We start from the raw sequence: 22,342 nt of genomic DNA, 5'->3' as shown, positions 1-22,342 counted from the left end.
CACCGCGTCCGGTTTGCGCTCAGAACCGCGTGAACTCGCTTTCGTCGGGGCCTGCGCTCTTGAGGAAGGTTTTCTGCGGGACCGCTCGCGGTGCCCGCGCCACCGCACGCGATACGCTGCTTGCCTGGCTGGATTTGCCCAGTGTGACGTTCGATGCCTGATCGCTTGCGTCCAGCCTGAAAAAACTCATGGCCTGCTGCAACTGTTCGGCCTGGGTACTCATTTCTTCGGCGGTGGAAGCGAGCTCTTCGCTGCTGGAGGCATTTTGCTGAGTGACCTGGTTGAGTTGGTTCATCGCCGAATTGATCTGCGCCACGCCGGCTGCCTGTTCTTCGGAGGCGGCCGTGATTTCCTGGACCAGATCGGAGGTCTTGTTGATCGACGGCAGCATCTCGCCAAGCAGATGGCCGGCCCGTTCGGCCATTTCGACACTGCTGGTGGACAGTTCGCCTATTTCCAGAGCGGCCACCTGGCTGCGCTCCGCCAGTTTGCGCACTTCGGCCGCCACCACCGCGAAGCCCTTGCCATGTTCGCCGGCTCGCGCCGCTTCGATGGCGGCGTTCAAGGCCAGCAAGTTGGTCTGGTAAGCAATGTCATCGATGATGCTGATGCGTTGCGCGATTTTTTTCATCGCCTGCACCGTCTGCTGAACAGAGTCGCCGCCGTCTCCTGCTTCCTTGGCCGCCTTGCTGGCCATGCCGTCGGTTATCTTGGCGTTCTCGGTGTTCTGGTTAATGCTGGCACTCATTTGTTCGATGGACGCACTGGTTTCTTCGACGCTTGCGGCTTGTTGGCTGGTGGTCTGGCTGATGGCCTGGGCGGTAGCGCTGACTTCCTCCGACGCGCTGGCCAGACCGTCGGCGGCATTGCGCACCTCACCGATAATCTGCGAAAGCTTGCCAATCATTGCCTGCATCGCCGTGAGCACACGCCCGGTTTCGTCCTTGGAACCACCTTCGATCTTCACGGCCAGGTTACCTTCGGCCAGTTGGCTGGCCACATCCACTGCCCTTTTCAGCGGGGTGGAAATGATGCGTGAAATAAACAACGCCAGCGCGATACCCACCAGCAAAGCCACGAGTACCGCGGCGATGATGGACAGTCGCGCATTGGCGTAGATTTCGTTACCGCGTTGATTGGCTGCCGTGGCTCCGGCGTCGTTGAGGTCGATGAGTTTTACCAGGTCGCTGGAGATCTGTTCGAAGTCCCGTTTCGAATCCCCTTTGAGAATGACACTGGTCTGTTCCTTCAAACCCTGCCGCGACTCGGCCAACAGGTTCTTGCTGGTGTTGAGGTAGCTGTTCCAGTTGGTCTTGAGCGTATCGAACAACGCCTGTTCCGCCGGGCTTGAGATCAGCTCTTTTTCATAGCGCGCCATGCGGGTCTCGACTTCCTTGCGGGCATCGACGATCTCCTGTTCATATTGCGCCTGTTCCGTCGGGCTGTCGGCCATCAGATAGCGCAGTTCCTTGACCCGATAGTTGGCGACAAAAAAACGAATGCCGGAGACAACCCGCACCGAAGGCAACCAGTTGTCGCGCATCTCAGCGGCAGTTTCGTTAACCAGGCCCAACTGGATGATGGCGAACACGCCCGTCATGGCCGTCAGCACCAACACCAGCAAGAACGAAGTGATGAGCTTGGTAGCTATCCTTAAATCGTAGAACCATTTCATTGAAAGGCCTCTCCATGTGCGGTGCGGTTGGCTGAATTGCCGGGTTTGCTATCGTTCGAGGAATAAACAGCGGTTTGCCCAGGCGTTTGCTGGGCGCGTTGTCTGGTTGTCGGTGCGCCAGCCGCTCAATAGCAGGGCGCACGCGCCACAGGCAGCGGCTACGAGCGATAAGTGGAAAAAAGTGCGAGCCTGAGGAAGCGGCTGCAAGTTGCCGTATGACGACATAGGTTCCTCCCTGAATCAGTAAATAGCGATCCTTCTCACATCAGCCTATCGGCTCGGGCCAAGATCAACTTGAGCGCAGAACAGGTCAGTCGTCGGTCAGCGGTAAAATAATTCGGTTTTACCGGGGCGGTAAGTAAGGGCTGTAATAAAAAACGGCCCGGCAGCGGTGATTTATATAATCGGTAGACGACTGACGGAGGCGTGGCGTTATATAAATAGCGCGCAATCGCCGCGTGCGATTCCTTCAACGTCATGATTGCCTCCTAGTTTCTTTGTCCTATCCAGGTTTCTAAGGCCTTGGAACTCATAGGTTTTTCTATCAAGTAACGCTGCAGAACTTCTTGGTTTTCTACACCTTCTGCAACGACTCGGTAGCCGATATTTTGAAGTTATGCAGAATAGTTTCGCAAATTTGCTCAGGGCCCGGCTCATTCATTGAGAATCAAGCCGAATCGCGTCGGACTGATTTTATAAAGCAAGCAATTATTGGGTAGCAGTTTTGTAGGCGCGACGTTATCGTCAGGATCACGTCTTGTGCACAGATATAACCCGGTGCCTTGACTATATCGTTGAGGACTTTCGGCGTAATGACGTCGACTGCGTCAATCTCGCATGCGCTGTTTACCCGGACCGTTTGATGTATATCTTCCTCAAACCTCAATCGATTAAACAACCCGGTGGGTTGGTCTACGAAGTTACGAGCGCGCATGTTGCAGATACGCATCATGACCCGTTCAGCGAAGTCATTGAGCATGCCTCTGTCCAAATCGCCCATGGGCGCGCGCGTGACAGTTTTTAGCCTTTCAGCTTCATTCGACGGAATAGGAGCGCCTTCGCCCATGATGACCCTCGCAATTGCTTGGTTCTACCTACAAGGTATCAGGTGATGATGTCATTATGATATCATTTTTTCGTTCACGGCAACGCTCAACGGTCTGCGCCTCGGCGTTGCGGGTGAGCACAGACAAGAGGTGATGCAAAACCCGCGACGGCCCACGAGTATTGACTTGGATCAGCTCCTGTAGCGCCTTCTCTTCTATCGTGCTGCAGCTCTTTGAAGCCTGATATTGGGCTACAGTTCGAGCAAAGGATTGAGTCGTGGGTCTGAAGGCGCTTTAACGCGAGATAGACAAGTTGGCGGTGAGGGGCCGTGCTCTCGTAAAAAGGTCAATGTTCAGGCGTTTCCGATTTCCAGCGCTGCGTAGAAGGTTGCTAGGCGTTTTACCCGCCTTGCAAATATCGTTAAGTCCGTTCAACGACCGAGGGCACAGGGATGATGGCTCGCGACGCACAGGCAGTGGCTGACGACGATACGTTGCGAACCCTCGAGAGTGTGCTCGGCTGTCTGTCCATTGCGGTTGTGGCGCTGGACCGCGCCGCTCGGGTTGTCGCCGGCAATCCCGCGTTCGCCCAACTGCAAGTTCAAAATGGCGTTTCTCCGGCAGCGGGCGGCGAGTTCATCGCCCTCCTGCGGCCCGAAGACCATGGGCTGTTTTATGCGGCGCTGGAAACGGCCACAGGGAACACGCGGGCTGGTTTCGCGGCGTTGAGCAGAGGGGCGTGCGGGCTGGACGTCTCCCTGACGTTGTGGCGCGATGCGTATTTTATTGTCGAGGTCGTTGCCCGCCAGGGCGCGTCGGCTCCGCCATCCGAAACCGAAAGCTACGCGCAGATCCCGCTCAGGTCGATTTTCGATTCCTCCGGTACCGGCCTGGCGCTGGTGTCGCTGGACGGTCGTTGGCTACGGGCCAATGGCGTCATCTGCAGGTTGCTTGGGTATAGCGAAGCGCAGTTGCAAACCACCACGTTCATGGCACTGACCCACCCCGAGGACCGCGAGGTCGGCAAGCAGTTGATCGACGAACTCAAGCGCGGTGCAAGGTCGGGCGCGACGTTGCATAAACGCTATATCCATCGCGACGGGCGGGTGGTGTGGGCGCGGTTGACCGTGGGAATGGTGCGGGACGATCAGGGGCAGCCGCTCTGCTTTGTGTCCCAACTGGAGGACATCACCGAGAACTGGCAGCTGCGCGAAACGCTGGTGGGCAGCGAACTCAAATTTCTCACCCTCGCGGAAAGTTCACCCAACATCATCGTGCGCTACAATCGCAACCTGTTGCGCACTTACGTCAACCCGGCCTTTTTGCGCTTGACCGGCATGTCTTATGACGAGTCGATAGGCGTGAGCCCCGACGAGGATGCGGGTGACTATATCAACCAACTGCGCCATGTCGTTGCGACGGGTGAAACCGCGCAATTCCTCGACAGTTGGACCTTCGCGGACAGTACCGAGTTGGTCAGTTGTGCGGTCAGCCTGACGGCCGAGCGCAGCCCGACAGGCGAGGTGATCGGCGTGTTGGCGCTGGCCCACGACATTACCGAGTTGTGCAAACAACAGGTCCTGGAAGACGCGCGCTTGGGGATTTTCGAAAAAATGGCGACGGGCGCGCCCCTGGAAGAAACGCTCGGGCTCCTGGTGGACTATCTGCAATTGGCCTTGCCCCATCGGTCCTGCCGGGTGCAGTTGGTAGCGCCGCTCGGCACCGGCGCGGTGATGAATACGGCGTCTGCCGTAGGCTGGTCCGAGCCGATCGTGGACAAACAAGGCCACGTGCTCGGCACTTTCGAGTTGTCTCAGTCGTCCGGCACCGGGCCGGATGAGAGCGACATCCTGCGTGTGCGCCAGACCTGTCATATTGCGGCGATCGCGATCGAACGCTGGCAGTCAGAGTCGTTGCTCCGCGAGCGCGAGCGTCGTTACCGTGACATTTTCGACCATACCCTGGACATGCTTTGCCTGCTGGAAATGACGGCGGTCGGTTGCCTGCGTTGTGTCGAGGTCAACCCGGCGTTGTTGCGCGCGCTGGGCAAACCGCATGCCGACGTCATCGGTGAGCCGCTGGAGTTGATCTTTGGTCGGTTGGACGCGCAAAAAATCCAGGCGCTTTGTGAGCAATGCACAAGCGCCGGGCGGGTGGTTGAGTCGGATGAGGGCATGGTGCTTCGCAACGAAGTCCGTCAACTGCACTTTACGCTGGTGCCGGTGGCGGATTCAGGGCGTGTGGCGGCGCGGATATTGGTGATCAGCCGCGACATTACCCTGTTGATCAGGGCCCGGCAGAAAGAACTCGGACGCCAGCACGACATCAGCGCACTGGTCGAAAACAGCCCGGACGCTATCGCTCGGTTGAGTGCTCATGGCGAAGTGCTCTACGTCAATGCGCAGTTGCGAAGATGGGTGGGCGGGGCCTGGCCGGAACTGATGGGCATGCCCATGGACGCGGTGGCGCCGCTGAACCACCAGTCTCAGCTGTTTCGCGAATTGGTGGCCCAAGTGATTCAGGAAAATAAAGCGACTGAGCAGGAGTTTCTGCTCTCGGGGTTGAAGAGCGCACCCAAAGTGGTACTGATCCACTTTGTTCCAGAGGTCGACGGCCAGCGGGTCGTGAGTGTGCTGGCGGTGGGGCGCGATATTTCCAGGCTGCGGGCTGCCGAGCGGCGCCTGGCCAACTCCAATGCACAATTGCGCGATCTGTCGACCCGTCGCGAAACGGCGCGGGAAGAGGAGCGCAAACTGATCGCCAGGGAGATCCATGATGAGCTGGGCCAGCACTTGACGGCACTGCGCATGGGGATATCACTGTTGAGGTTTCAATTCGGCGCCTCGACACCCGAGCTGACCCCGCAGGTCGAGCGGCTGATGGTGCTGACCGACAAGACGATCCAGGTCGTGCGTGATGTCTCCACCAGCCTGCGACCGTCCGCGTTAAACCTGGGGCTGGTTTCCGGTCTTGAGTGGCTGACCACCGAGTTCGTCACCTTGACCCGGGTTCCCTGTGTGTTACACCTGCCGTCGATTCCCCTGACGCTCCCCGATACCCACGTCACCGCCGCGTTTCGCATCGTGCAGGAGTCGTTGACCAATATCGCGCGTTACGCCGAAGCGACACAGGTCAGCGTCACCCTGAGCCCGCAGGAAACCAACTGGCTGCTGGAGGTCCAGGATAACGGCAAGGGGTTTGACCCCGACGCCGTCACCCGGCAGACCCTGGGGCTGGCCGGGATGCGTGAGCGTGGCCTGATGTTGGGCGGCAAAGTGATTGTTTTCAGCCATCCCGGACAGGGCACAACAGTCCAGGCATTCATTCCGATGCACAAGGATACGTATTAATGATTCGCATGCTGATCGCCGATGACCACACCATCATGCGCGAAGGGCTCAAGCAGTTGTTCATGCTGGTCGCCGATGTCCAGGTGGTGGCCGAAGCCGAGAGTGGCACGCAAGTGATCGAGCTGTTGCGCCAGGTCGAGATCGACCTGCTGCTGCTCGATATGAACATGCCGGGTATCAGCGGCGAAATCCTGATCGCCCGCCTGCATACCCAGTACCCGGAGCTGCCGATCCTGGTGTTGAGCATGCATAACGAAATCCACATTGCGCAACGCGCACTGCGCGCCGGTGCGCTCGGCTACCTCACCAAGGACCGCGACCCCGAGACCCTGTTGGTTGCCATGCGACGAGTGGCCAGCGGCCAACGTTACCTGGACCCGGCGCTGGCAGAGCAGATTGCCCTGCAAAGCAGTGGCCTGAAGCAACAGACCTACGTTGAAAGCCTGTCCGATCGCGAGTTTCAGATTCTGCGCTTGCTGGCTCATGGCATGAGCGTCAACCAGATCGCTGAACAGTTGGTCATCAGCAACAAGACGGTCAGCACCCACAAGACCCGGCTCATGGAAAAGATGGGGTTCGGCTCTACGGCGGACATTGTGCGCTTCGCCATGACCTTGGGTATTTCGTGAGCAAGCCCCTTGTGTAGGGATTTTCCTACCTTGGTTGCCGGTATCCCTACCCTGGAATAGGGATGGTCCGATGGCCGTGGTGCCATTATTGGGCCAGTATCCCTCTCAAGCAATCGAACTGCCGATCAACCGGCGACGAGATGCTTCGATTGGGAGACAGACCGTGAGCGAACAGACCACACCCCCCTCGGCTGCTTTGATAGTGTTTCCGGTCGCCTTGGCCGGTCTGCTCGGAGGCCTTGCGGTTGCCTACAGCAATGACTTCAGCGCATGGGCTGTGGCGGCAGGGGGCGCGTTGTTGGTGCTGTGCGTTGGCTTGGGCCTTTGGGCAAACAGATGCTTCCAGGCGCATTGCAACAGCCTGCAACGCCAGCTCGATCAGCCGCCCGAGGTCTCGGCGACATTGGCCGTCGATAACGGCCTGGCAGACGTGTGCCTCAGCGTGCTTCCCGTTTGGTCCAGGCAGATCGAAGCCGCGCGCCTGATCAGCGAAACGTCCATCCTCAAGCTCAGCGAACGCTTTGGCACGCTGTCATCGAACATCAGCCACAGCGTGGCCAGCAACGGCGGGCAAGATGCTTCCCAGCAATTGGTCGACTTGCTGGAAGTCGGCCAGCGCGACCTCAATTCCATCGTGCTGGCTCTGCGCTCCGCGCTCTCCAATAAAGAGAGCGAACTCAAAGAAGTCCTGCAGCTCTCCGGCTTCACCGAACAACTTCAGCAGATGGCCAAGTTTGTCGGTGACATCGCCAGTCAAACCAACCTGCTTGCCCTCAACGCCGCCATCGAGGCCGCGCGCGCCGGTGAGGCGGGGCGAGGTTTTGCGGTGGTCGCCGATGAAGTGCGCAAGCTGTCGAGTATGTCCGGCGAGACCGGGCGCAAGATCAGTGAAACCGTGAATACCGTCAATGCGGCCATTGCCCGCACAGTGCAAATGTCCCGCCACCACGCTGAACAAGACACTTTGACCCTCGCGGATTCGGAGCGTGTGGTCTCGCAGGTCATCGAACATTTTCGCGGTACCGCCCAGACCCTCGTGCGCAACAGCCATGACCTGCAACAGCAGAGCGCCAACGTCGCCGACGAGATTGCCCAGGTGCTGGTCGCCTTGCAGTTCCAGGACCGCGTCAGCCAGATGTTGACGCTGATTACCCGCGACCTGGACAAGCTCCAGCAGCAATTGGACGAGCGCCAGGCATCGAGCCTGAGCGGGCATACCCTCAGCCCGATGGTCAGTGATCGTTGGCTGCAAGAGCTTTCAACGGCCTACACCATGCCGGAGCAACACGCTATCCATGGCGGTAACACGCACGCCAAGTCCGATGACAGCGAAATCACCTTTTTCTAGAGGAGCTTTTCCGATGAGCAAAACCATTCTGATCGTCGACGACTCCGCCTCCATCCGGCAGGTGGTCAGCATCACTCTCAAAGGCGCGGGTTATGACGTGATCGAAGGCTGTGATGGCAAAGATGCGCTGAGCAAACTGGACGGACGCAAAATCCACCTGATTGTCAGCGACGTGAACATGCCGAACATGGACGGCTTCAGCTTCGTCAAGGCGGCCAAGCTATTGCCGGCCTACAAGTTCACGCCGGTCATCATGCTGACCACCGAGGCCAGTGATGCGATGAAGCAGCAAGGCCAGGCCTCCGGTGCCAAGGCGTGGATGGTCAAGCCCTTTCAGCCGGCGCAAATGCTCACTGCCGTCTCCAAGTTGATCCTGCCATAGCAATGACCAGCGACCGCTGGCCAGGAGGTTTCCATGAAAAGCACCGTACCGATGCTACGTCGAATCCAGGTCATGGAAGGCCCCCTGACGATCTACACCGCCACTGAACAAAAAGACCTGTTGTTGTCGTTGTTTCCGCTGGCGCATGAGGTTGAGTTGGACTTGTCCAATGTCGACGAACTGGACAGCGCCGGTCTGCAACTGTTGATCCTCATCAAACGCGAGTCGCTCAAGGACGGAACGCAGCTGTTGCTGAGCAACCCGAGCGCGACCGTAATCGAAGCAATACGGCTCAGCGGTCTTGACGACTACTTCGCCAATCCGCTTTTCGCCCAGTCGCTTGGAGCATGATCGTATGGCCCAGCCCATGAACATGGATGACGTGCTGCAGACTTTCATTGCCGAGAGTCGCGAGCTCCTGCTGCAAATGGAAGACGCACTGCTGCAGATCGAGAGGTCGCCGCAGGACCTCGACACCATCAACGGCTTGTTCCGCGTGGCCCACACCATCAAAGGCTCGGCCGGCTTGTTTGGCTTGATGCCCATCGTTGAGTTCACCCATGTCGCCGAAAGCGTCCTGGACCGGGTCCGCAGCCTGGAAGTGCGCGTCGACGAGGCATTGAGTGCGTTGTTTCTCGATGCCCGTGACCATATCGGCCAGTTGATCGACCTGCTGGCCGAGGATGGCAACCTTGACCGATTGGACGAACCGCTGCGGGTCCAGGGCCAATGCCTGGGCGAGCGGCTCGCGCAGTACCTGGAAGGCTCGGTGCCGAGCGCTTCGCCCGCTCCAGCCACGTTGCCGGCGGACGAGCCGGGCGCAAGTCCCGGCCACTGGCACTTGTCCCTGCGCTTTGGCCCGGATGTATTGCGCAACGGCATGGACCCGCTGGCGTTCCTGCGTTACCTGAGCACGTTGGGGCAGTTGCTGCATACCGTCACACTGTGCGAGGGGTTGCCGCCGTTTGCGTCGATGGACCCGGAAACCAACTACCTGGGCTTTGAACTCGCGCTGCTCAGCGATGCCTCGCGGGAGGTCATCGACGGGGCCTTTGATTTTGTGCGCGATGACGCGCTCGTCCAGATCCTTGCACCGCAAGCCTCTGTCCAAGCCTGTCGCGCGCATCTCGACGGATTGCCGGAAGACAATGCCGTGCTGCTTGAGCTGCTGGTGCGTTGCGGCACATTGACGGAGTCCCAGGCCCTGCTCGTCACCCAGGAGGGTGAGCAAGCTCCGGTCGAGATGCGCGGCGAGCTGGACGCAGCCCCCGATTCAGTCGCGCCGTTGATCAAGGCCGGCAAGGGCGCGGCGAGCAACGAAGGCAACCTGATCCGCGTCGATGCCGCCAAGCTGGACCAACTGATCAACCTGGTTGGCGAGCTGATCATCGCCGGAGCCGGAGCCAACCTGGTGGCAGTGCGTAGCGGGATTGGCGAGATGATCGAAGCCACCAGCCTGTTATCGCGCTTGGTGGAAGAGGTGCGTGACTCGGCACTGACCCTGCGCATGGTGCAGATCGGCGCGACATTCACGCGCTTCCAGCGGGTGGTGCGCGACGTCTCCAAGGAACTGGGCAAGGACATCGTGCTGCAGATCGGCGGTGGCGAGACCGAGTTGGACAAGACCGTCGTCGAACGTATCGGCGACCCGTTGACGCACTTGGTGCGCAACGCCATGGACCATGGCATCGAGGCCGTGTCGACGCGCCTTCAACGGGGCAAGCCGGCCCAGGGCACGGTACGCCTGAATGCCTACCACGAGTCCGGCAGTATCGTGATCGAAGTGTCGGACGACGGCGGTGGCCTGGCCAAGGACAAAATCCTGGCCAAGGCCCGCGAGCGTGGCCTGGTGGGGGACGGCCAGCTACCGGCGGATAAAGACATCCTGAACTTGATTTTCGAGCCGGGCTTCTCCACCGCCGACCAGGTCAGCAACCTGTCCGGCCGCGGGGTGGGCATGGATGTGGTCAAGCGCAATATCACCGCGTTGCGCGGCAGCGTGAGCCTCGAGAGCGAAGAAGGGCAGGGCACAACGGTACGGATTCGTCTGCCGCTGACCCTGGCCATCATCGACGGCTTTCTGATCGGGGTGGGCAAGGCTTCTTACGTCATCCCGCTGAACATGGTGGAGGAGTGCATCGAGCTGGCGCCTGGACAGGGCGCAGACACCGGCTACCTGGACCTGCGTGGAGATGTGCTGCCGATCCTGCGCCTGCGGGACATGTTCGATGTGCAAGAACCTCGAGGCAGTCGAGAAAACGTGGTCGTCGTGCAATACGCCGGCTTGCGTGCTGGCTTGGTGGTCGATCGCTTGCAGGGGGAGTTTCAAACCGTGATCAAGCCATTGGGCAAAGTGTTTGGTGAGGCCCATGGGCTCGGCGGGTTCACCATCCTTGGCAGTGGAGCCGTCGCCCTGATTCTGGATATACCCAATTTGTTAGGACACGTTGCCAAGGACGCCACCCACCGTTCGATCCCAAGTCCGTTATCGACTTAATGAGCGTCATCAGGAGTTCCTCGCCATGACCGTTATCAGAAATATCATGCTGTTGGTTTTCACCGCAGTGCTCGGCGTTGTCGTGTTGGGTGGTACCAGCCTTTACCTGGCCGGTGAAATCAATACGAGCGCCAGTTATGCCAACGTCAATACCGTGCCCAGCTTGCTGGAAATCGACCGTGCGGCGGCTGCGTTCACCGACCTTCACGCCCTGGAATGGCAGCGTCTGAACGATTCCGAAAAAAACTTCGTGTCCAGCTATGCGCAGAACGTGGCACAGAACTTCAGCGCGATTGGCAAAGCCCTGGATCACTATGAGGCCGCATTGGTCTCCGACGACCATGACGCAGCACTGTTGAAGCAGTTACGTGGCCGCTTGGGTGAATTTGCGACCCTGCAGGCGCATTTCGACAAGTTCATCGACGACGGTGATCAAGCCTCGGCCCGCGCATTGATCGAGGCCAGCCAGCCATTGCAGAGCGCGGTGCTGACGACGATCGGTGACCTGCGCGAATACAACCTGGAACTGGGGCGCAAGGGCCAATTGGTTGCCACCGCCACTGAGAAGAATGCCCGCTCCCTCATCCTGCTGGTCAGCGCGCTGACATTTTTAGCCACCGCGTTGGTGGGCGCACTTCTGGGGCGCAACCTGATGCGCCAACTCGGCGGCGAACCGGTGGCCGTGCGCGCTTTCGCCGCTCGCTTGTCAGCGGGGGAGCTGGATGCCAAAGCCACGCTCAAGCCCGGTGACACCACGAGCTTGATGGCGTCCATGCAACAACTGGGCGCGAGCCTGCATGGGCTGGTCGCGGAGATAAACCGCATGTCCAGTGAACACGACAAGGGCGACATCGATGCACAGATCGATGCTGGCCGCTTTCATGGCAGTTACCGCTCCATGGCCCAGGGCATCAACGAGATGGTCAACGGCCATATCAGCGTGAAGAAAAAAGCCATGGCCTGCATCCGCGCCTTTGGTGAAGGTGATCTGTCGGCGTCGCTGGAAAAATTCCCGGGCAAAAAAGCCTTTATCAATGAAAACATCGAGCTGCTGCGCAGCAATGTGCTGGCGTTGATCCATGAGATGCAGCACATGTCCAGCGAGCATGAAAAAGGCGACATTGACGTCATGATCGACGTCGATCGCTTCTCGGGTTCGTACCGCGATATCGGTCAGGGCATCAATCAGATGGTCAGTGGCCATATCAGCGTGAAGAAAAAAGCCATGGCCTGTATCCGCGCGTTCGGCGAAGGCAATCTGTCAGCACCGCTTGAGCAATTCCCCGGCAAAAAAGCCTTTATCAACGAGAACATCGAGCAACTGCGGGCCAATATCCTGGCGCTCGTCGAAGACACCAGCCAGATCAGCGACAGCGCGCTGATCGGCAAACTCGATACCCGGCCTGACGCCGCTCGGCATCAAGGTGATTTCCGCCGCATCATCCTGGGGATCAACGGTTCGCTGGATGCGATCATCGTACCGATTACTGAAGCCATGGATGTCTTGTCGGCGATGTCCAATGGCGACCTGACCCGGACCATCAACGGCGACTATCAAGGCAAGTTCCTGGAACTGAAAAACTCGGTCAACGGCACCGTGGAAAAACTCTCGGAAATCATCGGCGAAGTGCGCGGCTCGGCCGATTCGCTGTCCAGTGCTTCCGAGGAGATCTCCGCCACTGCGCAAAGCATGGCGCAGTCGGCGTCCGAACAGGCCGCGTCGGTGGAGCAGACCTCGGCATCGATGGAGCAGATGTCGGCGTCCATTGCTCAAAATACCGAAAATGCCAAGGTGACCGACGGCATGGCGGGTAAAGCCAACAAGGAAGCCTCGGAAGGCGGTCGCGCCGTGAAGGACACGGTGGCGGCGATGAAGACCATCGCTGAGAAAATCGGCATCGTCGACTCCATCGCTTACCAGACCAACCTGTTGGCGCTCAACGCGGCGATCGAAGCGGCGCGTGCCGGCGAGCACGGCAAAGGCTTCGCGGTGGTGGCGGCCGAAGTGCGCAAACTGGCCGAGCGCAGCCAGATCGCGGCGCAGGAAATCAGTGAAGTGGCCAAGAACAGCGTGGCCTTGGCGGAACGGGCGGGCAACCTGCTTGACGAGATTGTGCCCTCGATCGCCAAGACCTCTGATCTGGTGCAGGAAATCGCGGCCGCCTCGGAAGAGCAATCCATCGGCTCTGAGCAAATCAACAGCGCGATGTCGCAGATGAGCCAACTGACCCAGCAAAACGCTTCGGCCTCCGAAGAGCTGGCGGCGACGGCCGAGGAAATGAGCGGCCAGGCCGAGCAGTTGCAGGAACTCATGGGCTTTTTCAGCGTACAGAGCAAGCGCGCCGGGCGGACCGCCTCGATGCCCGTGATCAATCGCGCGGCATCCACGTTCGACCAGGATAGCCGTGCGGTGGAGAGCGGTTTCGTCCGCTTCGGGAGCTGACCCATGAGCGCCACAGCCGTTATGCCGAGCACTTTGGAGTCAGCGCCGCAGGTCGATGAGCCCTTGCAGTACCTGACCTTCTTGGCTGACCAGCAGATGTATGCGGTCAATACACTGAACGTTCGCGAAATCATCGAATACAACCAGGTGACCACGGTGCCGATGATGCCGACATTCCTGCGCGGGGTGATCAACCTGCGCGGTTCAGTGGTGCCGTTAGTGGACCTCAAGGCACGGTTTGGCAAGGGTGTGACGGTGCTGGGCAGCCGAACGTGCATCGTCATTCTTGAAGCGGCGAAGGAGGGCGAGTCCCAGGTGCTGGGGGTGGTGGTGGACTCGGTCAGCGAAGTGATTGAGATCCTCGATATCGATATCAAGCCCGCGCCGGCCTTTGGTAACCCTATCCGTACCGACTTCATCCGGGGGATGACCAAGGTGCGAGGTGCGTTTGTCACGCTGCTGCAAATCGAGCAGGTGTTGTGTGTCGATGAGATGGCCGGCTTGATGCGAGCTTGACGTGTACGACCGCGCCTCCCGGCGCGGCCGCAAAGTAATCGATGCGAGGTGAGTCATGGCGTTATCCATCGCAAGTCCAGGGAAAGCCACGGTCTCGAGCCCTAGCCAATACCTCACCTTCGAGTTGGGGGATGAGATGTTCGCCGTCGGCACGCTCAACGTGCGAGAGATCATCGAATACGGACCGATCACCAGCGTGCCGTTGTTGCCGCCCAGCATCCGCGGCGTGATCAATCTGCGCGGCGCGGCGGTTCCGGTGCTGGACCTGGGCGTGCGCTTTCGCGGCGAGCGCACGGTGCAGACCTCGAGGACCTGCTTTGTGATCCTTGAGGTACAGGCCAATGCCGGGGGCAAGCCGGTGGGCATCATTGTGGATGCGGTCAGCGAGGTCCTTGAAATCGCCGATCAGGATATCGAACCGTCCTTGAATTTCGGGACCGATGTCAGAGCGGACTTCCTGTTGGGCATCGGCAAATTGGAGAGCGGTTTTGTGTTGTTGCTGGATATCGGTCGCGTGTTGTCCCTGGAACAGGTCGATGTGCTGGCAACCCTTGATCCCTTGCTGCCTTCAACTGCCTGATTGTTTTTTGGGAGTGTCCTCATGAACGTGATTCTCTCCGATGCGGAGTTCCTGCAGTTTCGCACTCTCATTCATCAAATCGCCGGCATCAGCCTGTCGGATGCCAAAAAACAGTTGGTGAGCGCTCGGCTCGCCAAGCGCCTGCAAGTGTTCAAGCTCAATACCTACGGCGCGTACTACAAAGTGTTGATGAAGGACGCGACGGAACTACAAGTGGCGGTCGATATGCTGACCACCAACGAAACCTACTTCTTCCGCGAGCCCAAGCATTTTGATTTCCTGCGCGATGTCGCACTGCCCGAACTGCGTGGCGCCGGGCCTTTGCGTGTATGGAGCGGCGCCTGCTCGAGCGGTGAAGAGCCCTACACCCTGGCCATGGTCCTGGCGGACAGCCTCGGCGGCCGGCCCTGGGAAATCGTCGCATCGGATATCAGCAGCCGGGTACTGGAAACGGCCCGCCAGGGGCGCTACCCCCTCGAAGGCACGCGCGGCATTCCCCAAGCGTTGCTCAACAAATATTGCCTCAAGGGCGTCGGCGCCAACCACGGTTGCTTCATGGTCGAACCGGCGCTGGCGTCGAGGATCGATTTCCAGGCCATCAACTTGAACAATCCGCTGCCGAAACTGGGAATGTTTGACGTGATCTTCCTGCGCAACGTGATGATCTATTTTGACAGCGAGACCAAAGTGCAAGTGGTCAAGCGCCTGGTCAGCCACCTCAAGCCCGGCGGCTATTTCCTGGTCAGCCATTCGGAAAGTCTCAATGGCGTGACCGATGAACTGCGACTGGTCAAGCCTTCGATCTATCGGAGGCCACATGCCTGACACCCCACCGTCCCGCGAGGTGTACCTGAATCCCGGCGAGTGGTTTTTCGGTTCAGGCGCCATTCGGCTGCGCACCGTGCTGGGCTCATGCGTTGCATTGGTGGTCTGGCATCCGCGGCGCTTGTTGGGCGGCATGTGCCACTACCTGCTGCCCCGGCGCGCAGTGAAGAGATCGGCTGCACTGGATGGTCGCTACGGTGATGAGGCGCTCCAATTGCTGCTCGGCCGAATGCACGCGATCAAGGTGCCGCCGACGGAGTTCAGAATCAGCGTGTATGGCGGCGGGGATATGTTTCCGGGGCTGGCGCGTTCGGACAATCACTACGTTGGCCAGCGCAATGTCGAGCAAGCCAGGCACCTGCTCGATTCGCATCAGTTGCGGTGTCACAACTTTCATGTGGAAGGCGTGGGTTATCGAACCGTGGTGTTCGATCTGGCCAATGGCAACATCGAACTCAACTACCTGGCCCTGCATTGGCCACTCAGCAGCCCTCATGGAGAGCGTGCGATATGAGCCTTATCAAAGTACTGATCATTGACGACTCCGCGGTGGTTCGCCAGGTGCTGACGGCGACCCTTGGGCAAGACCCGGCCATTGAAGTGATCGGCGCGGCGGCGGACCCGGTGTTCGCCATGGACAAGATGAACAAGCAATGGCCGGACGTCATCGTGCTGGACGTCGAGATGCCGCGGATGGATGGCATTACGTTCCTCAAGAAACTGATGGCCGAACATCCGACGCCAGTGGTCATCTGTTCCACGCTGACCGAGAAGGGCGCGGCCACCACCATGCAAGCGCTGGCGGCCGGTGCGGTGAGTATCGTGACCAAGCCGCAACTCAATTTGCGTCAGTTCCTGACCGACAGTTCCGATGAATTGGCCGGTGCCGTCAAGGCCGCAGCCCGTGCCAACATGAAACGCATGGTGCCGTCCAGCGAGCGAGCCCCGGTCAAGCTGACTGCCGACGTCATACTGCCGGCGAGCACGCAGGCCATGGCGCGCACCACCGAAAACATCGTCGCCATTGGTACGTCCACCGGCGGCACGCAAGCCCTGGAGCTGGTGCTGACTGCCTTGCCCAGGGTGTGCCCGGGAATCGTGATCGTGCAGCACATGCCGGAACACTTCACCGCGGCATTTGCCGAGCGGCTCAACCGCCTGTGCGAGATCGAAGTCAGGGAGGCGAAAAATGGCGACCGGGTCATTCCCGGTTGTGCGTTGATTGCTCCCGGCGGCAGGCACATGTTGCTCAAGCGCAGCGGCGCCCAATACCTGGTTGAAATCGTTGATGGGCCCCCTGTCAGCCGGCACCGCCCTTCGGTGGACGTGCTGTTTCGTTCGGTCGCCCGCAGCGCCGGCGGCAACGCGCTGGGCATCATCATGACGGGCATGGGGGACGATGGCGCTCGCGGGTTGAAGGAGATGCACGACAACGGCGCGCTGACGCTGGGCCAGAATGAAGAGTCGTGCGTGGTGTACGGCATGCCTAAGGAGGCCTTCAAGCTCGGTGCGGTGGAGCGCGAGTTGCCGCTCGAACAAATTCCAGCCGCGATTCTGCAGTCCATGCACCTGCGCCGCTGACGGTTGATGCTGGTGAACCGAGGTTTTTTGCGCGCCTGGGTCGGGTTGGGCGGCGAGGGGGCTGGCTGCGCCGAAACGGCTTGGGAAGGTGATGAGTTCCGTATCTCAGCAGATGCTCTTCCTACCTGGGCGCTGGAAACTTTCAGCGCGATCAGGAACCGACTCCCACAGTTCTGCCACACAGGATAAGCCTGCTTCCGCTGGTTTGCTTGACGATTTATCGATCGTCGGGGCGCCTGGAGCGCTGAGGCAAGGCGTCTGATCAAACCGAACTGGAGAACTAAATGTCGGCATCAGTATTCATGCAGTCTGTCGCTCACTCCTCTGATGACAAGTCTTTCAGAGACCCCATGTCCATTGCCGAGCGGTCTATGAGCTCATCGGCCAGCCAGAGCCTGTTCTGGGATTCGTATCACTTCGGCTCAGCATTCGGCAGCACGTCGTCGCGCCCGTACTTCGGCCACGGTCATTATCACTCGGGGCCGCCGCAACGTCCGCTGCCCGATAATGTGCGCCCGAACCCCGGCCCGCCGCCGCGCCCAACCCCCGAACGGCCGGACCCGCATTACTCCAAGCAAAGCAATCAGCAACTGGCCCAGGCGCTGCTGAGCAATTACGGCGCGTTCAGGGAAGGGCATTTTTCGCGGCAAGTCACCCTCGAAAGCCTGAAAAAAATGGCCGAGCGACCGTTGACCGGCAACCCGCAGATGGACGCCAATATCCGCCTGGCGAAGGAACTGCTGCGGCGTCCCGAGCTGGTACGCGCGCTCGATCGAAACATGAGCACCGGTGCTTCGGATGGCCGCTTGTCCAGGGACGACATTATGAGCGTCATCGGTTCCGATAACCCCTTTAAACTCAAAGACGACAAACAGCTGATCAAGGAAATGCTCGGCCATTTCCAACAGTTGAAGGGCAACGGGCGGGGCGACAGCATCAAGCTCGACAAGCTCAAAGAGTTTGCGGCGCAAGCGTTGACGGGCAACCCCTTCACTGACCATCTCATCCAATTGACCAAGGAAGTCATGGCCCGTTCGATTCTGCAGGGGCGGATGGACAATGTTGACGAGTGGCAGCGCGACGGCAAGATTTCGCGACGCGAACTGCTGAAACTGCTGCGTTAACTCGGGCACAGCCGAATGCCGCGTCACTCGCGGCATAGGTTGGCAAGCGTAGTGAGCAGGAAGCACCACTTCAGTCAGGGAGGAAGGGTTTTACCACGAAGAGATTGCCATCGGCCGTTGAATGGCTGCCGGTGTCTTCACCTACCGAATCAGGTCTGGACTATGAATTCGACATCCTTTGAATCTCAGCCCTCCCAGTACACGGTTGCGAGCCTGGCGATGCCTGCACGGGAAGCAGGCCTCCCAAGCACATCCCGTTCGCAGGCACTCAACCTCATGTCTTCGCCGAAGTTCAGCTTCAGGGCGCCCACCGCCGAAGACTTCGATAAAGGTTCTCGAACATTCACGGAGGAACCGTTGTCCAGCCCTGTGTTTTCCACGCTCGCCGGGTTATGGCACAAGTTGTCTTGCCGTCTGGCCAATGACACCGAGCGGCATCTGGGCTAACCACTGAACCGTTCTGCCAGGCACAGCGCTGCGGACGGGAAACGATAAGGCAGGGAAGAAACGATCAGGCGTACATGAGCTACTTGAAGGATTCAGGCCGCTCATGTCCTTTGCTCATACCCGCAGTATTTTGCCGCTGACCGCCACCGCTGCGAGCAATCCCCCGATCAACAGGAAGGCAGTCGCCAGGCTGCTGCCATGGGCAATGAAACCGATCACCGCGGGCCCCGCGAGAATACCGGCATAGCCGAGGGTGGTGATGGCCGGCACGGCGATGTGTTCCGGCATGACGGTCTGCTTGCCGACAGCGGTGTAGAGCACCGGGACGATATTTGAACATCCGGCGCCGACCAGCGCATAGCCCAGCAGGGACATGGCCCAGGCCGGTGACAGGGTCGCGAGGAAGATCCCGGCCGCCGCCAGCGCCCCGCCGGTGACGATCACCCGGGCAGCCCCCAGTCGATGGACAATCCGGTCGCCGGTCAGGCGCCCGGCGGTCATGGTCAGGGCAAAGGCCGCATAACCCAGGCCGGCGTAGGCTTCGTCCAGGCCGCGTTCGGCACTGAGGAACACCGCGCTCCAGTCGAGCACGGCGCCTTCGGCCAAAAACACGATGAAACACAAGCCGCCGATAAACAGCACCACGCCGTGGGGAATGGCAAACGGCGGCCCGGCGCTTTCACTGCCGTAGGGCAACCAGTGGGGGGCGGCCTTGAACAGCGCCAGCGCCATGATGACGATCACCACCAGGGTCGCCTGCAGCGGCGAAAACCCCAGCCCCAGCAACCCGGAGACCCCCGCTGCGCCGACGATGCCGCCCAGGCTGAACAACCCATGGAAGCCCGACATCATGGTTTTGCCGCTGGCGCGCTCGACGATCACCGCTTGCAGGTTGACCGTGGAGTCGACCGTACCCAGGCCCGCGCCGAACAGGAACAGACCAGCCATCAGCAACGGGATCGAACCGACCGTGGCGAGCATGGGCAACGCCAGGCAGATCAGGACCGTCCCGGCGCTCAGTACGCGCCGGCAACCATAGCGCGAGGCCAGTGCGCCGGCCACTGGCATGGCGATGATCGAACCGACCCCCAGGCACAGCAGCAACAGGCCCAGAGTGCCCTCGTTGAGTTCGGCGCGGGCCTTGGCATACGGCACCAACGGCGCCCAGGCGGCGATGCCGAAGCCGGCGATGAAGAAGGCGATGCGCGTCGACATTTGCTCCAGCCGCCCGGGAACCACGGGCGCTGGGGTGGGGATGGCAGTCATGGAGAATCCTTGGTTTTGCGTTCAACGAACGATGTCCGGCACGACATCCTTACACATCAAGCCTGATCGAGCGAGCCAGGTTCACGCGGCGTTCGCGCTGGCGGCGGGTTTTATTTTCGCCAGCACGGAACGCTCTGGACACTGGCTGCCACCTAGAGGACATCGACGTGTAGGAGGTGGTCTGGAAGGTGCGTAATCCCCGTGAGAATTGCTGAACCCCAGGCTTCCTGCGGCGGATGACGCACCTTCCAGACCACTTCCCACGCGCCGACCGTTCTGTAATACGCTGCTGCTTCTGTGTGCAGACGATTGGACGGACGAAGCGATGAAGGACTTTCAGCCAGGCGACCCCACGACCCGGTTCTACGATGCCCGCGGCAATATCTATGGGGTGGTCAGCCCGGCCTGTTTGCGTCGCCACGGGGTCGAGGTGCCCGACACTGCGGCCCTCGCGGCGAGCCGGCGCGACGCTTGGGCACTGCCGGCCATTGCCGCCGAATGTGGCTGGGGGCCTTCGCCGCGTCCGGCCGGCGCCAAGGCGCACCGTTGTGATGGGTTGTTGGTCGGGCCGTTCCAGGCGGCGCCGCCGTTCGACCTGTTGATCGTCAACACTGACGGCTCCCTTGCGGAGCGCAGTGGCAATGGCCTGACCATCTTTGCCCAGGCGCTGAGCGATCAGGGCTTGATGACGCAGGGCTGCGAGCTGCGGGTGCATCACGATAAACAGGATGCGAAGTCGCCGCTGGCCACCTATGTCGAACCGGCACTGCACGAGCAGGTGCGTGGGTTCTGGCTGGCGTTGGGGCCGCCGGCGTTTGGCCCGCTGGCGGTCGGCGCGGACCTGCCTGGCGCCGAAGAAGGGGCGTTCAGCCATCTGCCCGCGCTGGCGGCGATCAACCCGGCATGGACGCGCAGCCAGTTTGTGCGGGTGGGCAACCCCCATTGCGTGACGTTGGTGTACCAGGCCGCTGCGCTGCCGGACAATCTGCCGATGCACCAGAGCGCACTGTTCGAGCCCTTGCAGGCGATTGCATTTGCGCCACCTGCCGGGCGTGGCCAGCCCTGTGTGGCCGGGGTCAACTTGCAATGGGCTGCCCAGGCGTCCGGCAATCGAGTGCTTGCGCGGGTGTTCGAGCGGGGAGAGGGGCCGACGGCGTCCTCCGGGACCAGCGCCTGTGCCGTGGCGTGCGCCGCGTGGCGCGCCGGTTGGGTCGCGGGCGGGGAGGTCGCGGTGGTGATGCCGGGCGGTACGGTGCCGGTTCGGTTGCAGATTCAGGATGCGACAGTGCTGAGCGTCAGCCTGTTCGGGGCTGCGCGGCCGCAGCTCGATGCAGGGCCGCGCGGCTGATCGCGTCGAGTCGTATCAGCGGCTGCTCATTGAACCCCGCGTGCTACAAAAACGTCACCTGCGCCGGCTGGCGCTTCATCAACACCTTGCCGTTGCGGATCGAGTACAGCGCCAGGCCCTGGCTGCGAATCACCTCGTAGTCGCTGTCGGCCGAGAGGATCAACAGGTTGGCCGGCCGGCCGGGTTCCAGCCCATAGCGATCGCCGAGGGCCATGGCCTTGGCGCTGTTGTCCGTGACCAGGTCCAGGGCGTTTTGCAGGTTGCGGTAGCCGAGCATGTGGCAGATGTGCAACCCGGCTTCGAGCACCCGCAGGATGTTGCCGTTGCCCAGGGGATACCAGGGATCGACGATGGAGTCCTGGCCGAAGCACACGTTCATGCCGGCTTCCAGCAGTTCGTTGACGCGGGTGACGCCGCGCCGTTTCGGGAAACTGTCGAAGCGCCCTTGCAGGTGAATGCTTTCGGTGGGGCAGGAGACGAAGCTGATACCCGAATGCCCGAGCAGGCGGAACAGTTTGGCGCAGTAGGCGTTGTCGTAGGAGCCCATGGCCGTGGTGTGGCTGGCAGTGACGCGGGCGCCCATGTCGCGGCTGCGCGCTTCTTCGGCGAGCACTTCGAGGAAACGCGAGTGCGGGTCGTCGGTTTCGTCGCAATGCACGTCGACCAGGCAGCCGCTGCGTTCGGCCAGGTCCATCAGGAACTTCACCGAACTCACGCCCTGGTCGCGGGTGTATTCAAAGTGAGGGATGCCGCCGATCACGTCGGCGCCCAGGCGGACGGCTTCTTCCATCAGCTCGCGGCCATTGCGGTACGACTCGATGCCCTCCTGGGGAAATGCGACGATTTGCAGGTCGATCAGGTGCGCAGTGTCCTCGCGCACTTCGAGCATGGCTTTGAGCGCGGTGAGGTCCGGGTCGGTGACGTCGACGTGGGTACGCACATGCTGGATACCGTGGGCGGCGAGAGCCTGGATGGTTTTCCTGGCGCGGGCCTTGGTGTCTTCGTGGGTGATGGTGGCTTTGCGTTCGCCCCAGCACTCGATCCCTTCGAACAGGGTGCCGCTCATGTTCCAGCGCGGCTCGCCGGCGGTGAGGGTGGCGTCGAGGTGGATGTGCGGTTCGACGAAGGGCGGTATCACCAGGTTGCCGGCCGCGTCGAGGTCGTCGGGCCCCGCCGTGGGGGCTGTGGTTTGCGGCGTGATGCTGGCGATCCGGCCGTGTTCCAGGTGCAGATCATGCAGGCCTTCACGGTTGCGCAGGCGGGCGTTGATGATGTGCATGGGCAA

Annotated in this window: 19 protein-coding genes; 15 read left to right on the top strand and 4 right to left on the bottom strand. The window is 60.6% G+C overall.

What is annotated here, in order from left to right:
- Nucleotides 1-19 precede the first annotated feature (19 nt).
- Nucleotides 20-1,675: a methyl-accepting chemotaxis protein gene (locus ACP7E3_RS25395; RefSeq protein ID WP_177030022.1), complete on the bottom strand. Its 1,656-nt coding sequence runs from the start codon at nucleotides 1,673-1,675 to the stop codon at nucleotides 20-22.
- 260 nt (nucleotides 1,676-1,935) lie between these two features.
- Entirely contained in the window at nucleotides 1,936-2,154 is a 219-nt protein-coding gene (locus ACP7E3_RS25390; RefSeq protein ID WP_132849952.1) for a hypothetical protein, read from the bottom strand.
- A gap of 1,019 nt (nucleotides 2,155-3,173) precedes the next feature.
- Here ACP7E3_RS25390 and ACP7E3_RS25385 point away from each other — a divergent pair.
- The 14 genes from ACP7E3_RS25385 (at nucleotide 3,174) to ACP7E3_RS25320 (ending at nucleotide 18,443) form a co-directional block, all read left to right on the top strand.
- Entirely contained in the window at nucleotides 3,174-6,071 is a 2,898-nt protein-coding gene (locus ACP7E3_RS25385; protein WP_426124765.1) for a PAS domain-containing sensor histidine kinase, read from the top strand.
- Nucleotides 6,071-6,700 carry a response regulator gene (locus tag ACP7E3_RS25380; RefSeq protein ID WP_017846992.1) on the top strand — a complete coding sequence of 210 codons (630 nt, stop codon included), beginning with the start codon at nucleotides 6,071-6,073 and terminating at the stop codon, nucleotides 6,698-6,700. The genes ACP7E3_RS25385 and ACP7E3_RS25380 overlap by 1 nt, the downstream gene beginning before the upstream one ends.
- Before the next feature lie 70 nt (nucleotides 6,701-6,770).
- Nucleotides 6,771-8,048 (top strand): methyl-accepting chemotaxis protein, encoded by a 1,278-nt coding sequence (locus ACP7E3_RS25375; RefSeq protein WP_371928145.1) that lies wholly within the window; start codon nucleotides 6,771-6,773, stop codon nucleotides 8,046-8,048.
- Nucleotides 8,049-8,061: 13 nt separating this feature from the next.
- The gene (locus tag ACP7E3_RS25370) at nucleotides 8,062-8,430 is read left to right on the top strand and encodes a response regulator (protein WP_017846994.1); all 369 of its coding nucleotides are present in this window, start codon (nucleotides 8,062-8,064) and stop codon (nucleotides 8,428-8,430) included.
- A 33-nt stretch (nucleotides 8,431-8,463) separates the two neighbouring features.
- Nucleotides 8,464-8,781, top strand: a complete 318-nt coding sequence (locus tag ACP7E3_RS25365) for an STAS domain-containing protein (RefSeq protein ID WP_017846995.1) — start codon at nucleotides 8,464-8,466, stop codon at nucleotides 8,779-8,781.
- Nucleotides 8,782-8,785: 4 nt separating this feature from the next.
- Complete coding sequence (locus tag ACP7E3_RS25360; protein WP_126588477.1) at nucleotides 8,786-10,927, top strand: chemotaxis protein CheA; 2,142 nt, start codon at nucleotides 8,786-8,788, stop codon at nucleotides 10,925-10,927.
- A 25-nt stretch (nucleotides 10,928-10,952) separates the two neighbouring features.
- On the top strand, nucleotides 10,953-13,370 hold the full coding sequence (locus ACP7E3_RS25355; protein WP_126588476.1) for a methyl-accepting chemotaxis protein: 2,418 nt from the start codon (nucleotides 10,953-10,955) through the stop codon (nucleotides 13,368-13,370).
- 3 nt (nucleotides 13,371-13,373) lie between these two features.
- Nucleotides 13,374-13,886 carry a chemotaxis protein CheW gene (locus tag ACP7E3_RS25350; RefSeq protein ID WP_227778821.1) on the top strand — a complete coding sequence of 171 codons (513 nt, stop codon included), beginning with the start codon at nucleotides 13,374-13,376 and terminating at the stop codon, nucleotides 13,884-13,886.
- A 55-nt stretch (nucleotides 13,887-13,941) separates the two neighbouring features.
- Entirely contained in the window at nucleotides 13,942-14,466 is a 525-nt protein-coding gene (locus tag ACP7E3_RS25345; RefSeq protein ID WP_026140027.1) for a chemotaxis protein CheW, read from the top strand.
- Nucleotides 14,467-14,487: 21 nt separating this feature from the next.
- Nucleotides 14,488-15,291, top strand: coding sequence for a CheR family methyltransferase (locus tag ACP7E3_RS25340; protein ID WP_046384051.1), 804 nt, complete (start codon nucleotides 14,488-14,490; stop codon nucleotides 15,289-15,291).
- On the top strand, nucleotides 15,284-15,805 hold the full coding sequence (locus tag ACP7E3_RS25335) for a chemotaxis protein CheD (RefSeq protein WP_046384050.1): 522 nt from the start codon (nucleotides 15,284-15,286) through the stop codon (nucleotides 15,803-15,805). The genes ACP7E3_RS25340 and ACP7E3_RS25335 overlap by 8 nt, the downstream gene beginning before the upstream one ends.
- Nucleotides 15,802-16,872: a protein-glutamate methylesterase/protein-glutamine glutaminase gene (locus ACP7E3_RS25330; RefSeq protein ID WP_017847002.1), complete on the top strand. Its 1,071-nt coding sequence runs from the start codon at nucleotides 15,802-15,804 to the stop codon at nucleotides 16,870-16,872. Before ACP7E3_RS25335 ends, ACP7E3_RS25330 begins: the two co-directional genes overlap by 4 nt.
- 371 nt (nucleotides 16,873-17,243) lie before the next feature.
- Nucleotides 17,244-17,996, top strand: a complete 753-nt coding sequence (locus ACP7E3_RS25325; protein ID WP_079443285.1) for a hypothetical protein — start codon at nucleotides 17,244-17,246, stop codon at nucleotides 17,994-17,996.
- Between the two features lie 276 nt (nucleotides 17,997-18,272).
- The gene (locus ACP7E3_RS25320) at nucleotides 18,273-18,443 is read left to right on the top strand and encodes a hypothetical protein (protein ID WP_226926067.1); all 171 of its coding nucleotides are present in this window, start codon (nucleotides 18,273-18,275) and stop codon (nucleotides 18,441-18,443) included.
- 114 nt (nucleotides 18,444-18,557) lie between these two features.
- Here the strand turns inward: ACP7E3_RS25320 and ACP7E3_RS25315 are convergent, their stop codons facing one another.
- Nucleotides 18,558-19,709, bottom strand: a complete 1,152-nt coding sequence (locus ACP7E3_RS25315; protein WP_426124760.1) for an MFS transporter — start codon at nucleotides 19,707-19,709, stop codon at nucleotides 18,558-18,560.
- A 325-nt stretch (nucleotides 19,710-20,034) separates the two neighbouring features.
- Here ACP7E3_RS25315 and ACP7E3_RS25310 point away from each other — a divergent pair, with 325 nt between their 5' ends.
- Complete coding sequence (locus ACP7E3_RS25310; protein ID WP_426124758.1) at nucleotides 20,035-21,057, top strand: diaminopimelate epimerase; 1,023 nt, start codon at nucleotides 20,035-20,037, stop codon at nucleotides 21,055-21,057.
- Nucleotides 21,058-21,100: 43 nt separating this feature from the next.
- On the opposite strand, the gene codA is transcribed toward ACP7E3_RS25310, so the two are convergent.
- The gene (codA, locus tag ACP7E3_RS25305) at nucleotides 21,101-22,336 is read right to left on the bottom strand and encodes a cytosine deaminase (RefSeq protein ID WP_046384046.1); all 1,236 of its coding nucleotides are present in this window, start codon (nucleotides 22,334-22,336) and stop codon (nucleotides 21,101-21,103) included.
- Between the last annotated feature and the right edge of the window lie 6 nt (nucleotides 22,337-22,342).

The sequence above is a fragment of the Pseudomonas sp. PSPC2-3 genome, from assembly GCF_049898265.1.
Lineage (GTDB): Bacteria > Pseudomonadota > Gammaproteobacteria > Pseudomonadales > Pseudomonadaceae > Aquipseudomonas > Aquipseudomonas veronii.
This window is presented reverse-complemented; position numbering and strand designations above follow the sequence as displayed.